This window comes from Yersinia similis (genome assembly GCF_001053095.1).
GTDB lineage: Bacteria > Pseudomonadota > Gammaproteobacteria > Enterobacterales > Enterobacteriaceae > Yersinia > Yersinia similis.
This window is the reverse complement of the sequence record NZ_CGBP01000014.1, coordinates 1-14,997: the sequence shown is the minus strand read 5'-3', so window position 1 is coordinate 14,997 and position 14,997 is coordinate 1. Positions and strand designations below refer to the sequence as shown.

Here is a 14,997-nt window from a genome sequence, read left to right as displayed (position 1 = left end):
GATGTATTTACGGCGTCTTTACGATCTGCCTGTTCTCTCCGTCGCGGGCACTTTGTCAATAACCTCAGGCCGGATTTCATCAATCCGGCCAACGGGGATATATCTTGCTCGACAAATCATCCCCGATTTACAGGGACAATAAAGCCGTCAGTGATGGTGCAAAATAATAGCTGCCGGTAACCGGTTTGCTAAAACGCAGCAACTGATCGTGCTTACCATCTATATCACCAAACATACTCAACAATTGCTGTTCGATATTATGTAAGCGCGCGCAATAGGCGATAAAATACAGCCCATGTTTACCACTGGCGAGACCATAAGGCAGGCTTTGGCGCAGAATTTTCAGGCCCTTGCCATTTTCTTTCAGATCAACACGGCTGACATGAGAGGTATCCGGGCGCTGATCTGATGGCAACTCTTGGCTGTCGAGTTTGGTGCGGCCAATAATTTTCTCTTGCTCATTTTCAGGAATACGCTGCCACTTGTTCAGATTATGCTCATAACGCTGAACCAGCACATAGCTGCCACCGGCATCTTCTTCGCCATCGGCAATCACGGCCACTTCGGGGCGCTTATCGCCTTGCGGGTTCTCGGTTCCGTCGATAAAGCCGGTAAAATCACGCTCCTCAACCCAACGGAAACCATGCGTTTCTTCTTCAACCGCAATGGCGCTACCAAAAGCCGCCACCGCAGCTTGTGCCAACGAAAAATTAATATCCTGACGCAGTGACTGAATATGAATCAGCAGGTCACGCTGAGTGGCGGGAGCTAAGCCTTTCCCCAATGGAACAAAAGGTTTTAGCTCTTTCGCGCCCTGTCCATTGGATAAGTCGTGCCAGACATTGGAGCCAAAGGCGATCACCGCACCTAAATGCTCATCTGGAAATTGTTGCTGTAACTCTTGCAATGATTGACAGAATTTTTTGCATCCTAGGCGAATGGCATCTAACTCCCCCTGTACTTTTGCTTCCATAAAGATGGCAAAACGACAGTGCTCCAACAGAATGCCACTCTGAACTTGAGTCATGCTTTTCTTCCTCACTAAAACTTCAGTATTGGTTACGCTGAATATCATAACTGAAACGATTAAAATTACCTTGCGGCAACGCAAAATAAAGCGGGAAGAGAATGTAATATAGGGATAGGAATAATATTAAGGCGCTAGAGGTAGCGCCCAAGTGATAATAGCAAAAAATACAATTAATTCTTATTCGCCTTTTGCGCGCCAAATAATCTTACTCACCGTCCAACGCTGCAAAGCATCATCTGATGGCATTAACTCTTCAGGACCATGCCAGTTGCCATTAAATAAATAGCTGACGTGTTTACTCTCTGGTGCCACGCACTCTACTTGATTGACATCATCACCACTGCCTTTATGGCAGACACCAAATGCTTTTTTGTACAAATCGCTGAATGGCGTTCCGATGGTAACCCCCCATTGGCTAGGGATACTTTTATCCATAACATCGATACGTTCTACCAGCCCTTTAGGCTGCCCAGAGATAACCAGCTTAATCTGATCCTCTTTCAGCGCCTGATAGAAAGAAACGAGTTTTCCATCGTTGGTGGCCATGCCGCTACGTAAACGGTAACCACCTTGCAACCCAGCGTTGATATCATTCTCCGTCAACAATGTACTGGCAGTGATCCCCCCAACCCCCTGATCAGTCACCTGCATACTGCTACTGCCGCTAAACCAGTTAAGTGGCGATAAACTTGACCAAGAGAAACCAGACACCGTTGAACACCCGGCCAACAACAAGGGGGCACTCAGTAATAGCAAACGCACCCCAGACAACCTTGGGCGAATATTCATCTAACGCTCCTTAAAAATAACCCCGACATCCAATCAGTGTTTCTGCAACTCAGAGCACACAGAAGCCCAATATGAATCGCTAAAAAGTGATAACCAGTGGTTTGAGTGCGAGCCAGTAGAAAAGTGCCATTATCTTGTTGCCTTAATAACCATAACAAGTAAGACACCATAATTAATCGGCTTTTTTCCTAAAAAATCCACTGTGGCACTATTGATAAAATCTACGTCAATCCCTATTAACCAGTCAAATAGTGATGTTCCAGAAACTCTTACTAAGATTTTAGTCTATCATTGAGTACCAAAGAGGCCTCTACAAGTCTCAGGCCTCAGACGAATTATTCATTCATTGAAGGAGCAATAAGATGAAAAAACTAACCTTGGCAGCAACTCTCATTATGCTATGTGGCACCCCATTGCTGGCCCAAAGCGCTAGCAACACCACACAAGGCGGCTTTGATGGCCCGGCCACCACGCAAACTCAACCCGCTACCCAGGGGGGATTCACTGGCCCGAGCGCCTCCAGCACTACAGTAGATAAAGTCAAAACCATGCGTGATGATGCCCGTGTCACCCTGCAAGGGAACATCGAAGCTCGTTTGGGCCACGATACTTACACTTTCCGTGATAGCACCGGTACTATTACTGTTGAGATTGACGACAAACGTTGGAGAGGCCAAAGCATTACGCCACAAGATAAAGTGCAAATTGAAGGGAAAGTAGATAAAGACTGGAACTCAGTGGAAATCGATGTAAAAAACATCACCAAGATTAAATAATTAATTTCCCCACTCCCTACTCTCAGCAAGCGTTTCTCGGTACTGAGAGTAGGATTAAATCTATATCAGCGCCCCTAAAATTTCTTTTACTCTTGGTGTCGTATTATTATCAATACATAACACCTGAGAAACATCCCCCTTTCCGCCATGATCTTGATCAATTTTTATTGTGATAATTGCGAGAATTTATCATTTAAAAAACCTGTCCAAATAAAATTTGGGCCAACACAAGATTTTTCCTACAACAATCCGCATGCGTTCCCATATTTCACCCTACATAATTTTGTTAAAATCCTTATAAGAAGAAAATAAATATTTAATTGTTTACTCTCTATTAAAACAATTAATTACACTCATTAATGAGCAATGTAAAATTATAGCGTATCAATGTGGAATACGTAAATTTAATGAAATTAAAAAATAAATTGGAGTATTATTACATTGAAATACAATATTAAAAAAACCTATCTTAGCATTGCCATTTCATCCATTCTTTACACCTCAACAGCAATGAACGCAAACGCCGATTCATGTACTGATTATACTGTCACTGACATTTGTGAACAGAGTAAATATGGTGCGGGTGAATTTCATAATATTAAGCTGGGTGATGGTGTTACTACTGGTAGTGAAGATCACCATTTTGTCTTTAATGGTGAAGGATATGAATTATACAATTCTAACGCGAATTTCTCTGCTCAAATTGCCTCAGGTACCATTCGCTATACCGAAGTGAACAACAGTCACTTTACTGTAAGCGCTCACCATTTTCCGGATGATACAATCTATGCTGGCCGTGCAGAAAATACCACGCTGAACGATAGCCTGATGTGGGTGGCAACATCGGCTGATCAGACGCTGGCTAAAGGCAATTCAATGGTCGTTGTTTCCACCCAAATGGCCATGACTGATCAAATTTTTGTTACGACGTTGAATGATGGTAGCCTTCCATTTGATCCCGTCATTACCAATAGCCGCTATGAAGATACGTCATATGAAATGTTATGGGGTATGAAAAACGAGGCAAAAGGGTGGGATACCAAAGCCACATCACATGACTCCGTATTTGTTGATGCCAGCAAGCAGTCTATCGAAGCCAATGGTCACAGTATTGGTGCCACATTTTATGATAGGACCACTCAGGTGGTCAAAGCTGGCGGTGAGTCACAGGATACCCACTTATTTGATCACAGTTATTCCTGGGTATATGCCGAGGCTAAATTAACCGGTCTGACGGAGGTTAATGACGCTGCCACTGTCTATCTGAATGCCGCAGCAACTCATGGTGCTTACGCTGAGAATGTCGTTCTCAACGGTGAAGATACAACATTGATGGTGCGCGCGAGTCTGGATAACAATGCCTATGCCACAGTGGATAACCTAATATTGAATGGCGGTGAAGTGGTTTTCCAGCAAAGTTCTGGCGACCAATATGCTTCATTAAACATCGGCACGCTTTCCGGCTCTGGCTCCTTCCTATTCAATACCTCTATTGCTGAGGGAAAAGGCAACTTCATGACCATCGCTAACGCCAGTGGGGAACATAAGGTGATAGTTAACGACTCTGGTCATGAGATCACCTCACCTGATATGACCACATTGGACTTGATTCACGATCTCAGTGGTGATGCAACATTCACACTGGCTTCTATTTCTGGAGCTAACATCATTGAAGTCGATGGCGGTACTTACGTGTATAGCTTGAATACATGGGATAATTCCGCACGGGCTGGCGGAAATCTGTGGTATTTAGGCTCAGGTTTGAATACAGGCACTGAACTTGAACCCGAACCTGAAGAGAAAACAACCCCATCAACGGAAGCAGTGTTGAGTATGGCCTCATCCAACCAGTTTATTTTCGATGGTGAAATGCAGAATCTGCGTTTTCGTAAAGGTGATTTAAATAATAATAAAGATGATGGCGCCAGTGTTTGGGGGCGTTATTTAACCAACAATACTCGGGTCAATGCTGCTCATGATGCCGCTTACCGTTTGCAGCAAGATGGTTTTGAAATTGGCGCTGATAAAGTGCTAGAAATGTCTTCAGGCCAATTAGTCTTGGGCGGTTTTACCTCTTATAGCAATAACCGAGTGAAACATGCTCGTGGTGGGAACAGTACTGTTGATAGTTATAGCTTGGGTGCCTACGGTACTTATTTCGATAACAGTGGTTATTATGTCGATGCCGTCGTTAAAGCAAACCGTTTTAAAAACTCACTGAATGCCCATATGACCAACGGTGGTTCAGTACAAAGTGATTATAACCAGAATGCAATCGGTGGCTCACTGGAAGCTGGTTATCACTATAGCCTGTCTAATAATTGGTTCGTAGAGCCTTATGTTCGTACCAGCTATTACACGGCACAGGATAAAGATATTGCACTGAACAATGGTATGACAGCGAATATTGATAATAACCGCTCAGCTAAAGGTGAAATAGGTACACATCTGGGAACGAAGATTGACCTGAATAATGGGTCTGTCATCCGCCCCTACGCCAAAGTCGCTATTGAACGAGAGTTCATCAAATCAAATACCGTGACGATCAATCAGGTTAACGACTTTAATAATGATTTATCAGGACATACCGCGAAGTATGGTTTAGGCATGGATATCAACCTGACGAAACAGACTTCCGTTTATGCCGAAGCCAATTACCGCAACGGGACTCATGTAGAGTCACCTATCATGGCTAATATCGGTTTCCGGATTAATTTCTAAAGAACATACCCGATGAGTGGTTTCCCGCGATAATGCGGGAAACCATTTTTTTGCTCAATAGATTAAACATGTCTACCCACGTTACTTCGAGCTACATCTTCCTGGCAATAAGCAAAGTGTAAATTTTTAAACTCTCAGAAATAACAAGTAAAAATAGATTAGTCACTAATATAGTCATACCGAGTGCATTGATAAATGTAGGTATCAATGAAATAGAGTACACGCCAAAAATAAGTCTAAAGGGCTCTTGTATAAAAGCGGCCATTATCGCTATCTTTTTATTTTTTAAAAAGAAAAAAGCAGTAAACAACACTGAAATGGTGGTTAGCATCGAACCTATAACAATAACTCTATATATAAGTAGATCAGAAAAGTCCATGGGCAAAAAATTATTAATATCACTGACAAAGGGAATTTTACCGACAGAGAGGCTAACCCATATATATCTAACGATATAATAGAGATCCATCATTCCCCAAAAAATAAAGATTTTACTTTTTAAGTTCATAAATATTATCCAATGTTACTGGCATCCCGTGCCATGATTTCCCTGAAACCGGCCAAAAGGCATAGCCCTCATCAATAACCACCCAATGACCAGGTCCATACTCCGATGTCTGGGGCTGATAATTTCCTGTATCGGTTGATTTATCTAAAGGATCTGATACAAAAAATTGGGGTCGATATTGTCTTAAAATGCACTGACTACCGATACTTAATCCTTACTCTGCACTCTTTTATTTCTAACTGTGGCAAGAGTGTGGCAAAAAAGATTTTACTTATCTATGCGCATGGATAAGTTATGGCAATAAGGTCGATTTAAGGAGAGAAACAGCAGAAAACAGAAAGGTTGGCGGCTAAAAACCTTGAGATAAGGCCAAAATCACCTTTTCTATTTCTCGGTCATTTCAGCCAATAGTGCTATCGAATCTAAAGTGAATTTAAAATTAACACTCTTTACATTCAACCAACTAAACCCTCAATACTCCTGATCCACAATCAGCCTTTTGCCCAGCATAATCGTGTCTTGGGTTTCGTAATCGAGCTTTTCATACATGCCAATTACCGCGTCATTGTCTTCGCGCACCATAATATTCAGCTTCGGGCAGCCACGGGCAATCAATTTCTTTTCCAGGCGGCTGATCAATGCATTGGCAAAGCCAATTTAAGCTCTGGTGCAAACTGGGGTTAAGACTATATTTTCAATAAAAATCAAAACATTATATAAACAAAGAATTGCAGAACACAAGGTTGAATTGCAGTATTGTGCGTTATAAGTGTGGCGTAAATAAAGAAAACCTCCATACTAATAAATGGTATATGTCACAAAGTTCTCACAATCACTTTGCATATCCAGAGTTTTTTCCTCTGATAAGTTAATTCTTAGTACACTAGCATCGTCTTCAAGTTTTTCCCAGGCGATACGCTCACCTATATGCTCAGCCCAGTAACCATCTGTAGATAAAATAAGCTGTTCCATGTCGGTTATAGGGAATTCATTCAGTTCAGGTGTATAGAAACGTCTGGCATTTAGATAGCGAGTAAGCGTAAAACGTGAATATGCATGAGAGTGGCACTGACAACCTGCTGCCAGTAATTGCATATGTTGTTGATGTGTATTATGTGGCTTAATTAACCAGTTTATCGAGGGTGCATTTTTTTGGCTTCCAAATAAGCAATCCCCACAATGTAGAGTCGTCACAACTTGGAGTTCTTTATCCAAAAAAACGACGGCATAGCTTGCAGTTTCATGTAAATAGCTATGGCGTAAGTTTTTTTGTTTCTCTCTCAATATAGCAACAATTTCATTTATATCGATCTTTAACATTGAAGTACTATCTATACGAAATTTGCATTCAGCTATTACTGCATTTGCCCAATATTTTGCCAGGTCAGACTCATGCGATATATTATTTTTTCCGCAGCATCTACTGCTATCGCAATAAATATTTTATTATTTTCATACAAAGCCACTGCGTCATTATTTTTAAATCTTTTCAAACCCTTGCGGCTAACCCATGTTATTAGCATAATTACTTACCAATTTCTATTATCTTCTCTAGCCTTTCATAGATCTCATCTTCTCGCGCTTTATCACCATATGTATGACTTTGAATTGCATAATCGAAGTCACTCAATTTAATAAGGACTTCAATTTGTTGACTAATATATATTTTTAAATCATTTTCCGCTGTAGATATTTCATTTACAAGCTCTGGTCGGCCATCAACTAAATTGAGAATATCTTCAATATCGCGACTTTCTAGAGGATCACCTTTTCCACGGCCATTGTATGCTTCCAATTTAGTAGCAATAAAATAAACAGGACTTATCAAATTAATACTTAGTTCAGGTGCTAAATTAAAATAGGTACTTGTTTCCATTGCTTTCCTATACCATCGGTTAGTAAAACCTAATACATTTTCATCATCTGGCATAAAGTCAACTCGCAAATCACCGAGTTTCATTGCACAAATGCGCACCATCGTCATCAGGTACCTCAATTTTAAATCCATGTGCTTGAAGCTCTTGCTGAAGTGCTGAATAACTTGTATAGCTCATGACATGCATAATGAGATCAACATCATCGGTGTGGCGTATTTGTTCCCGAGTAAACTCATCGGTGACTAAAAGACCTGTCGTACCCCCCCCGACAAAAGTCATTTTTTCACGTAAATCAGGCCCTAATGCTTCAGCAACACGTTGGAGCATATCTAATTGAATATCACTATTAATCATCGAGTTACTTCCATCCGTTTCATCAACATATCTGATGCAAAATTACGTTCACGCGGTTGCCCAATACGCACACCATCTATGAGTGCTAACAAAGCATACATTTCAGGATCTCGTCGAACCGCATAAGTTGCTGTTTTAAATAGAGGCTCAACCGACTGGCCCTTGGTATTGCCTTTCGCATCAGGCCAAACAGGGATGACATCTCCCGCGCCCATCAGCTTTCCTTGCAGTACCGGAGCACCAATTGATGTTGCAATGCCTCGAGTCAATTCTCCTATTCTGGTTGGGAATATATATCTCAGTCCATATATAATGAGTTCAAAAAGTGCTTTAACATTGGTCCGTGGTACACCTAATTTTCTGTCCCGTTTTACCAGACCCACTGAGATCATATCTTGTAGAGATAAACTTACCTGACTTTTACTTATTCCCGTTTCCGCAGCCAAAGCCCTAACGCTGTAGCGCTCCACAAGCCAGTCATCAATAGAAGTATCAGGCGTCAGTAGATTAGCTGTAGGCGTATACAAATCCTCTGCGGCTTCCCAATCCCACCAAATATTGGAAGCTAACGCGAATGACTCTTGCTGTTTTTTTAGTCGAACCTCTTGCTTTTGCAAGCAAATGAGTTTTAGCATCAAACCGATATCTTGACTTTTCATTTTCACCACCCAATCATCGTCCTGCGTCCCAGGACGAAGGACAATTTATTTGTTAATTCACTCTAGAGTCAAGTGATAAATTTATATTCCACGTAGGAGGAGCGTGGCGCAAATTAGTAGCAAAATTTAGTTTGGGTCAAATAGTCGAATACGAGCCACCTAAATCTTAGTCATTGCAAATATGAGTAACTAAATAATCTTTATATTTTCAAACCGTTCAATAGGGCAAAAAAACGCCTAGTGCTCTATCCGATCAGTTCCTTCACAGATCTGACCTGCTCCCCAACAATTTCACCGCTCGCATAGCCGTTTCCAACGCCAGGCAAACCGCTGATGGCAATATCGGAGATTGAGTATTGGTAATAATCCGCTCGATTTCGTCCTGAGCAGTGTTTCTTGGCGTTTTAACCTCATTATCTTCGTCTATGGCTGGCACAACTTCAACAGCGATACGCCGTGTACAGGCATTATCGGGTTGGGGTTTACGGATCAGGTCAACAGGATTAATCAGGCTTTCCATTCCCCACTCTTTGCGGGAAATATTAAATAAGTGAGAAAGCAGAGATAGGCGGCGTAACACCGTGGCCGGCGCATAGTCTTTTAGCCATTCGTCTCTTAATTTGGCGACATCGGCACTACGAATACTGGCCATATAACATCTGGCTAATGGTTGCCGCTTAAAGATGCGGATAATAGACCTATCTTGCACCGCTCCCTTTTGTTGGCGACAATTTCATTTTCATAACGCACAAGCGAGTCATATAGCGTTGTCGATTCCGATTCACTACGACTCAGCCACACGCCGCGAGCCATTTCCGACTCAACTATTTTTGCCCAGGCATCAGCCTCGGCTTTGGTATTAAAGGTTTTAGTTTGTGACGGGAAGCCACGCTGCGGATCGTCGCCATTCTGCACTCTTTTATTTCTAACTGTGGCAAGAGTGTGGCAAAAAAGATTTTACTTATCTATGCGCATGGATAAGTTATGGCAATAAGGTCGATTTAAGGAGAGAAACAGCAGAAAACAGAAAGGTTGGCGGCTAAAAACCTTGAGATAAGGCCAAAATCACCTTATCTATTGCTCGGTCATTTCGGCCAGTAGCGCTATTAAATTAAAAGTGGGTTTAAATTTACTATCCTTTAAATTCAAAACGCTAAAACCTCAATACTCCTGATCCACAATCAGCCGTTTGCCCAGCATAATCGTGTCTTGGGTTTCGTAATCGAGCTTTTCATACATGCCAATTACCGCGTCATTGTCTTCGCGCACCATAATATTGAGCTTCGGGCAGCCACGGGCGATAAGTTTCTTTTCCAGCCGGCTGATCAATGCATTGGCAAAGCCACGGCCACGGTAATCTGGGTGAACCCCCAAATAATAGGCAGAGCCTCGGTGACCGTCATACCCGCCCATCACTGAGCCGACAATCGTGCCATTCACTTCCGCCACCAAGAATAATTCAGGATCGTGATTTAACTTACGTTCAATATCCATTTCCGGATCGTTCCAAGGACGCAGTAAGTCACAATGCTCCCACAGCAGAATCACTTCTTCAAAATCGTCTTGCTGAAATATGCGGATTTCCATGGCTGTTCACACCGTCGAGTAAAATGGATAGGCTGATTATCGCGGGAATATGATATCACGCAATAATAAAATGATATTTCCCGCAGCGATACCCCTTTGTACTTGAATAGCGTCAAAGGTTACTATTCGCTTACCCACATCACTCACATTGGGTAGATAAAAACAACGCTCACCCGTTCAATAAAAGTAAGCGGCCGCGCGGATCCATACTGGCAATACAAAAATAGAGGAAAATTGGGGTATACTTAGCGCCTGAAAATTTCCACCAGTGAACCCCTCTGATGAACTCACCCAATATAGCCCTAATCAAAACCTACCTGCTCACTTTGCAGGATAACATCTGTGCGGCCTTGGATCAGGCCGATAGCCACTCCGAATTCACGGAAGAGTGCTGGATCCGCGAAGAAGGTGGCGGTGGCCGCAGCCGGGTCTTGGTTAATGGCGCTGTATTTGAACAAGCTGGGGTTAACTTCTCCCATGTGTCCGGGGCGATGTTACCTGCCTCTGCCACTGCTCACCGTCCAGAGTTGGCGGGCCGCAGCTTTCAGGCGCTAGGTGTGTCACTGGTGATTCATCCGCTAAGCCCCTATCTGCCCACCAGTCACGCTAATGTGCGATTCTTTATTGCTGAGAAACCCGGTGAAGACGCCGTGTGGTGGTTTGGCGGTGGTTTTGATTTAACCCCGTATTACGGCTTTGAAGAAGATGCCATTCATTGGCATCAGACAGCACATAACCTTTGCCAGCCATTCGGCGAACAAATCTATCCGCGCTATAAGAAATGGTGCGATGACTACTTTTATATTAAGCATCGCCAGGAAGCGCGGGGTATTGGCGGCCTGTTTTTTGACGATCTGAATAGTCCTGATTTTATGACCTGCTTTAATTTCACCCAAGCCGTTGGCGATGGCTTCCTGGCGGCTTATATGCCAATCGTCGCGCGGCGTAAAGCGCTGGGCTGGGGTGATCGAGAGCGTCAATTCCAGCTTTATCGCCGGAGCCGCTATGTCGAGTTCAATCTGGTCTGGGATCGCGGTACGTTGTTCGGCCTGCAAACGGGTGGGCGCACTGAATCTATTTTGATGTCCCTGCCGCCGTTGGTGCGCTGGGAATATAACTATCAGCCAGAGGCAGATAGTGCAGAAGCCGCGTTGTACCGCGATTTTCTGCCGGTAAAAGACTGGTTAGCGATTAAAGGAGAAACACACTAATGCAGATTTGGGTCGATGCGGACGCCTGTCCCAATGTGATTAAAGAGGTCTTATTTCGCGCCGCTGATCGTACCGGCATGATGGTGACATTGGTCGCTAATCAGCCACTGAAAACCCCGCCGTCGAAATTTATCCGCACAGTGCAGGTGGCTTCCGGTTTTGATGTGGCTGATAACGAGATTGTCCAGCGGGTGGAAAAAAATGATCTGGTGATCACCGCAGATATCCCACTGGCAGCAGAAGTGATTGAAAAAGGGGGGATTGCCCTAAACCCTCGTGGCGAGCGTTATACCCCAGATACTATTCGTGAGCGGCTGAACATGCGTGATTTTATGGATACCCTGCGCGCCAGCGGTATTCAGACTGGTGGCCCAAATACCTTGAATCAGCGTGACCGCCAGCAATTTGCTAATGAGCTGGATAAGTGGTTGCAGCAAGCCCACAACCAAGCAAAATAAGCACGAAGAGTGATGGAGACTGCAACACCAAGAAGAAGAGGATTACTCAACGTCATTGGCGTTGCAGCAAGGCAGCAAGGCAGCAAGGCAGCAAGCGAGCGTATCCCGATGAGCTGATTCATTTTAAAATCAACGACCAGTAAGTGATTCGGGTAAATAAGCGCCGCTAACACAGCTGCGGCGTCAAGGACGAAGAGTAATCGCCTCCACTGCCGCCAACGCCACCATATTCACAATCCGCCGCACCGATGCAATCGGTGTCAGAATATGGACCGGTTTCGTTATTCCCATCAGGACCGGGCCTACGGTCACCCCTTCTGACGACGTGACACGCAACAGGTTGTAGCTGATACGTGCAGCCTCCATGTTCGGCATAATCAAGATATTCGCTGAACCTTTCAGTGGGCTATCTGGCATCAGGTTATGGCGAATACTCTCCACCAGTGCCGCGTCACCGTGCATTTCACCGTCAATTTCCAATTCTGGTGCCATCTGATTCACCAGCGCCAGCGTCTGACGCATTTTACGGGCCGCCGGGCAATCTGATGTACCAAAGCTGGAATGGGACAACAACGCCACTTTTGGCTCAATACCAAAACGACGTACGGTTTCAGCCGCCATCAGGGTAATTTCTGCCAGTTGTTCCGCTGTCGGATCATTATTGACGTAGGTATCAGCGATAAAGGTATTGCCGCTCGGCAGCAACAATGCATTCATCGCCCCGGCCACATGTGCCCCTTCACGGAAGCCAAACACTTTCTCGACCACATCGTAGTGTTCGTGATAGGTACCAATGGTGCCACAAATCATCGCATCAGCCTCGCCGCGATGAACCATGATTGAGCCAATCAGCGTCGGATTACCAATCACCGCACGGCGGGCCTGTTCCTGCGAAACACCACGACGTTTCATGATTTGATAATATTCGTGCCAGTATTCATTAAAGCGCGGATCGGACTCATTATTGACCACTTCAAAATCTTTCCCGGCACTGATTTGCAAGCCCAGTTTTTTCAACCGAGTCTCAATTACGCTTGGGCGGCCAATCAAAATAGGATAAGCCAGCCCTTGTGAAATCAGCTCTTGCGTGGCATGAAGCACCCGCTCCTCTTCCCCTTCCGCCAGCACAACCCGTTTCATCTCTTTCTTCGCCTGCGAGAAGATTGGCTTCATAAACAGGTTGGTTTTGTAAACGAATTCAGACAGTTTTTCGACGTAAGCATTGAAATCAGTGATTGGGCGAGTTGCCACTCCTGACGCCATCGCCGCTTTGGCCACTGCGGGAGCAATTTTCACGATTAAGCGCGGATCGAAGGGTTTAGGAATAATGTATTCCGGGCCGAAGGAGAGGTCTTGCTCCCCGTAAGCGGAAGCCACCACATCACTCTGCTCAGCCAGCGCCAGATCAGCAATAGCATGGACACAAGCTAGCTTCATCTCTTCATTAATGGTGGTTGCACCGACATCCAACGCGCCACGGAAGATAAACGGGAAGCACAGCACGTTATTAACCTGATTAGGGTAATCCGAGCGGCCAGTACAAATAATTGCATCGGGACGCACCGCTTTTGCTAACGGCGGTAGGATTTCCGGTTCCGGGTTTGCCAGGGCCAGAATCAACGGATTCGGTGCCATGGTTTTCACCATCTCTGGCGTTAAAACACCGGGGCCAGAGCAGCCGAGGAAAATATCGCTACCCGGCATGACATCACCTAATGTGCGCTGGCCGTTATCATCGATAGCATAGGCCGCTTTGGTTTCGGCCATATTCGCTTCACGGCCTTTATAGATGACACCTTTAGAATCACATGCAATGATATTGTGCTGTTTTAACCCCAGCGCCACCAGCAAGTTTAAGCAGGCGATAGAGGCCGCGCCTGCGCCGGATACCACCAGTTTCACATCGCTGATATCTTTCTTCACAACCCGTAAACCGTTCAGTACTGCGGCGGTGCAGATGATCGCCGTACCATGCTGATCGTCATGGAATACTGGGATTTTCATGCGTTCACGGAGTTTCTTTTCAATATAAAAACACTCTGGCGCTTTGATATCTTCCAGATTGATACCGCCAAAGGTTGGCTCCAAAGATGCAATAATATCGATCAGTTTATCTGGATCGAGTTCATCCACCTCAATATCGAAAACATCAATACCTGAGAATTTCTTAAACAGAACGCCTTTACCTTCCATCACGGGTTTACCGGCCAATGCGCCGATATTACCCAACCCCAGCACGGCAGTACCGTTAGAGATAACGGCCACTAAATTGCCACGGGCGGTGTATTTGTAAGCAGCTAAAGGATCTGCAGCAATTTCCAGACAGGGTGCAGCAACGCCGGGAGAATACGCCAATGCCAAATCCCGTTGGGTCGCCAGCGGTTTGGTTGGCGAAACCTGAATTTTCCCTGGAACAGGAAATTGATGAAAATCAAGCGCACTCTGTTTCAATTGTTCGTCCATCGTAGGTTCCCTTTGTTTTTATGTTCTTATGCATTGAAGTGGAGAGGTATGACCAATAACAGAACCAGTATAGTGAGTGATTTATCACAATCTATGAACCAGCCCATACTCTGCGTAACATTTTTATTAACTGACGTTTTATTGATCAATAAGATATAAAAGCAGGGGAAAGGCGATTCGGGTAAGCAAGTGCCGCTAACACCGCGGTGGCGTCAGGATCGAAGGGGTTTCCCAAAGTCATTGGCGTCACAGCAAGGCAGCAAGCGAACGCATCCCGATGAGCTGATTCATTTTAAAATCAACGACCAGTAAGTGATTCGGGTAAGTGAGCGCAGCTAACACCGCTGTGGCATCAGGATCGAAGGGATTTCCCAAAGTCATTGGCGTCACAGCAAGGCAGCAAGCGAACGCATCCCGATGAGCTGATTCATTTTAAAATCAACGACCAGTAAGTGATTCGGGTAAATGAGCGTAGCTAACACCGCTGTGGCATCAGGAGCGAAGGGATTTCCCAAAGTCATTGGCGTCACAGCAAGGCAGCAAGCGAACGCATCCCGATGAGCT

The 14,997-nt window shown here is 44.6% G+C and carries 15 protein-coding genes and 2 pseudogenes; 4 read left to right on the top strand and 13 right to left on the bottom strand.

From position 1 onward, the window contains the following. Positions 1–127: 127 nt before the first annotated feature. Both AC971_RS11915 and AC971_RS11910 read right to left on the bottom strand, forming a co-directional pair. Complete coding sequence (locus AC971_RS11915) at positions 128–1,027, bottom strand: Dyp-type peroxidase (RefSeq protein ID WP_025384445.1); 900 nt, start codon at positions 1,025–1,027, stop codon at positions 128–130. Between the two features lie 180 nt (positions 1,028–1,207). Then, entirely contained in the window at positions 1,208–1,819 is a 612-nt protein-coding gene (locus AC971_RS11910) for an RpoE-regulated lipoprotein (protein ID WP_025384446.1), read from the bottom strand. Positions 1,820–2,181: 362 nt separating this feature from the next. On the opposite strand from AC971_RS11910, the gene AC971_RS11905 reads away from it, so the two are divergent. Next, positions 2,182–2,595, top strand: coding sequence for a YgiW/YdeI family stress tolerance OB fold protein (locus AC971_RS11905; protein WP_025384447.1), 414 nt, complete (start codon positions 2,182–2,184; stop codon positions 2,593–2,595). 441 nt (positions 2,596–3,036) lie between these two features. Then, positions 3,037–5,316: an autotransporter YapL gene (yapL, locus tag AC971_RS11900; protein ID WP_038402313.1), complete on the top strand. Its 2,280-nt coding sequence runs from the start codon at positions 3,037–3,039 to the stop codon at positions 5,314–5,316. Between the two features lie 91 nt (positions 5,317–5,407). Here the strand turns inward: yapL and AC971_RS11895 are convergent, their stop codons facing one another. From AC971_RS11895 to AC971_RS11865, 9 genes and pseudogenes are all read right to left on the bottom strand, one after another. Further along, positions 5,408–5,824, bottom strand: coding sequence for a hypothetical protein (locus tag AC971_RS11895; protein WP_025384449.1), 417 nt, complete (start codon positions 5,822–5,824; stop codon positions 5,408–5,410). A 471-nt stretch (positions 5,825–6,295) separates the two neighbouring features. After that, positions 6,296–6,478, bottom strand: a pseudogene (locus tag AC971_RS11890) (GNAT family N-acetyltransferase); the annotation flags it as partial. Positions 6,479–6,622: 144 nt separating this feature from the next. Then, on the bottom strand, positions 6,623–7,144 hold the full coding sequence (locus tag AC971_RS11885) for a hypothetical protein (RefSeq protein ID WP_231573015.1): 522 nt from the start codon (positions 7,142–7,144) through the stop codon (positions 6,623–6,625). Between the two features lie 35 nt (positions 7,145–7,179). Next, on the bottom strand, positions 7,180–7,347 hold the full coding sequence (locus tag AC971_RS25180) for a hypothetical protein (protein WP_231573014.1): 168 nt from the start codon (positions 7,345–7,347) through the stop codon (positions 7,180–7,182). A 2-nt stretch (positions 7,348–7,349) separates the two neighbouring features. Beyond that, positions 7,350–7,784 carry a hypothetical protein gene (locus AC971_RS25175; RefSeq protein ID WP_231573013.1) on the bottom strand — a complete coding sequence of 145 codons (435 nt, stop codon included), beginning with the start codon at positions 7,782–7,784 and terminating at the stop codon, positions 7,350–7,352. Next, positions 7,771–8,055, bottom strand: a complete 285-nt coding sequence (locus AC971_RS25170) for a hypothetical protein (RefSeq protein ID WP_231573012.1) — start codon at positions 8,053–8,055, stop codon at positions 7,771–7,773. The genes AC971_RS25175 and AC971_RS25170 overlap by 14 nt, the downstream gene beginning before the upstream one ends. Next, positions 8,052–8,714, bottom strand: coding sequence for a helix-turn-helix domain-containing protein (locus AC971_RS11875; RefSeq protein WP_025384450.1), 663 nt, complete (start codon positions 8,712–8,714; stop codon positions 8,052–8,054). The genes AC971_RS25170 and AC971_RS11875 overlap by 4 nt, the downstream gene beginning before the upstream one ends. 298 nt (positions 8,715–9,012) lie before the next feature. Continuing rightward, positions 9,013–9,629, bottom strand: a pseudogene (locus tag AC971_RS25750) (site-specific integrase); the annotation flags it as partial. Between the two features lie 246 nt (positions 9,630–9,875). Continuing rightward, positions 9,876–10,301: a GNAT family acetyltransferase gene (locus AC971_RS11865; protein ID WP_002208525.1), complete on the bottom strand. Its 426-nt coding sequence runs from the start codon at positions 10,299–10,301 to the stop codon at positions 9,876–9,878. A gap of 281 nt (positions 10,302–10,582) precedes the next feature. On the opposite strand from AC971_RS11865, the gene hemF reads away from it, so the two are divergent. Then, on the top strand, positions 10,583–11,512 hold the full coding sequence (gene hemF, locus AC971_RS11860; RefSeq protein WP_025384452.1) for an oxygen-dependent coproporphyrinogen oxidase: 930 nt from the start codon (positions 10,583–10,585) through the stop codon (positions 11,510–11,512). After that, positions 11,512–11,970, top strand: a complete 459-nt coding sequence (locus tag AC971_RS11855) for a YaiI/YqxD family protein (protein ID WP_025384453.1) — start codon at positions 11,512–11,514, stop codon at positions 11,968–11,970. The genes hemF and AC971_RS11855 overlap by 1 nt, the downstream gene beginning before the upstream one ends. A gap of 183 nt (positions 11,971–12,153) precedes the next feature. Here AC971_RS11855 and maeB read toward each other — a convergent pair whose 3' ends face one another. Both maeB and AC971_RS25510 read right to left on the bottom strand, forming a co-directional pair. After that, positions 12,154–14,433: an NADP-dependent oxaloacetate-decarboxylating malate dehydrogenase gene (maeB, locus tag AC971_RS11850; RefSeq protein ID WP_025384454.1), complete on the bottom strand. Its 2,280-nt coding sequence runs from the start codon at positions 14,431–14,433 to the stop codon at positions 12,154–12,156. Positions 14,434–14,679: 246 nt separating this feature from the next. Beyond that, positions 14,680–14,814: a hypothetical protein gene (locus AC971_RS25510; RefSeq protein WP_268869950.1), complete on the bottom strand. Its 135-nt coding sequence runs from the start codon at positions 14,812–14,814 to the stop codon at positions 14,680–14,682. Between the last annotated feature and the right edge of the window lie 183 nt (positions 14,815–14,997).

Excerpts from the sequence above, each read along its gene's own strand:
- AC971_RS11915 (WP_025384445.1), bottom strand. The coding sequence starts at position 1,027 with ATGACTCAAGTTCAGAGTGGCATTCTGTTGGAGCACTGTCGTTTTGCC.
- AC971_RS11910 (WP_025384446.1), bottom strand. The coding sequence starts at position 1,819 with ATGAATATTCGCCCAAGGTTGTCTGGGGTGCGTTTGCTATTACTGAGT.
- AC971_RS11905 (WP_025384447.1), top strand. The coding sequence starts at position 2,182 with ATGAAAAAACTAACCTTGGCAGCAACTCTCATTATGCTATGTGGCACC.
- AC971_RS11895 (WP_025384449.1), bottom strand. The coding sequence starts at position 5,824 with ATGAACTTAAAAAGTAAAATCTTTATTTTTTGGGGAATGATGGATCTC.
- AC971_RS11885 (WP_231573015.1), bottom strand. The coding sequence starts at position 7,144 with ATGTTAAAGATCGATATAAATGAAATTGTTGCTATATTGAGAGAGAAA.
- AC971_RS25180 (WP_231573014.1), bottom strand. The coding sequence starts at position 7,347 with ATGCTAATAACATGGGTTAGCCGCAAGGGTTTGAAAAGATTTAAAAAT.
- AC971_RS25175 (WP_231573013.1), bottom strand. The coding sequence starts at position 7,784 with ATGAAACTCGGTGATTTGCGAGTTGACTTTATGCCAGATGATGAAAAT.
- AC971_RS25170 (WP_231573012.1), bottom strand. The coding sequence starts at position 8,055 with ATGATTAATAGTGATATTCAATTAGATATGCTCCAACGTGTTGCTGAA.
- AC971_RS11875 (WP_025384450.1), bottom strand. The coding sequence starts at position 8,714 with ATGAAAAGTCAAGATATCGGTTTGATGCTAAAACTCATTTGCTTGCAA.
- AC971_RS11865 (WP_002208525.1), bottom strand. The coding sequence starts at position 10,301 with ATGGAAATCCGCATATTTCAGCAAGACGATTTTGAAGAAGTGATTCTG.
- hemF (WP_025384452.1), top strand. The coding sequence starts at position 10,583 with ATGAACTCACCCAATATAGCCCTAATCAAAACCTACCTGCTCACTTTG.
- AC971_RS11855 (WP_025384453.1), top strand. The coding sequence starts at position 11,512 with ATGCAGATTTGGGTCGATGCGGACGCCTGTCCCAATGTGATTAAAGAG.
- maeB (WP_025384454.1), bottom strand. The coding sequence starts at position 14,433 with ATGGACGAACAATTGAAACAGAGTGCGCTTGATTTTCATCAATTTCCT.
- AC971_RS25510 (WP_268869950.1), bottom strand. The coding sequence starts at position 14,814 with ATGACTTTGGGAAATCCCTTCGATCCTGATGCCACAGCGGTGTTAGCT.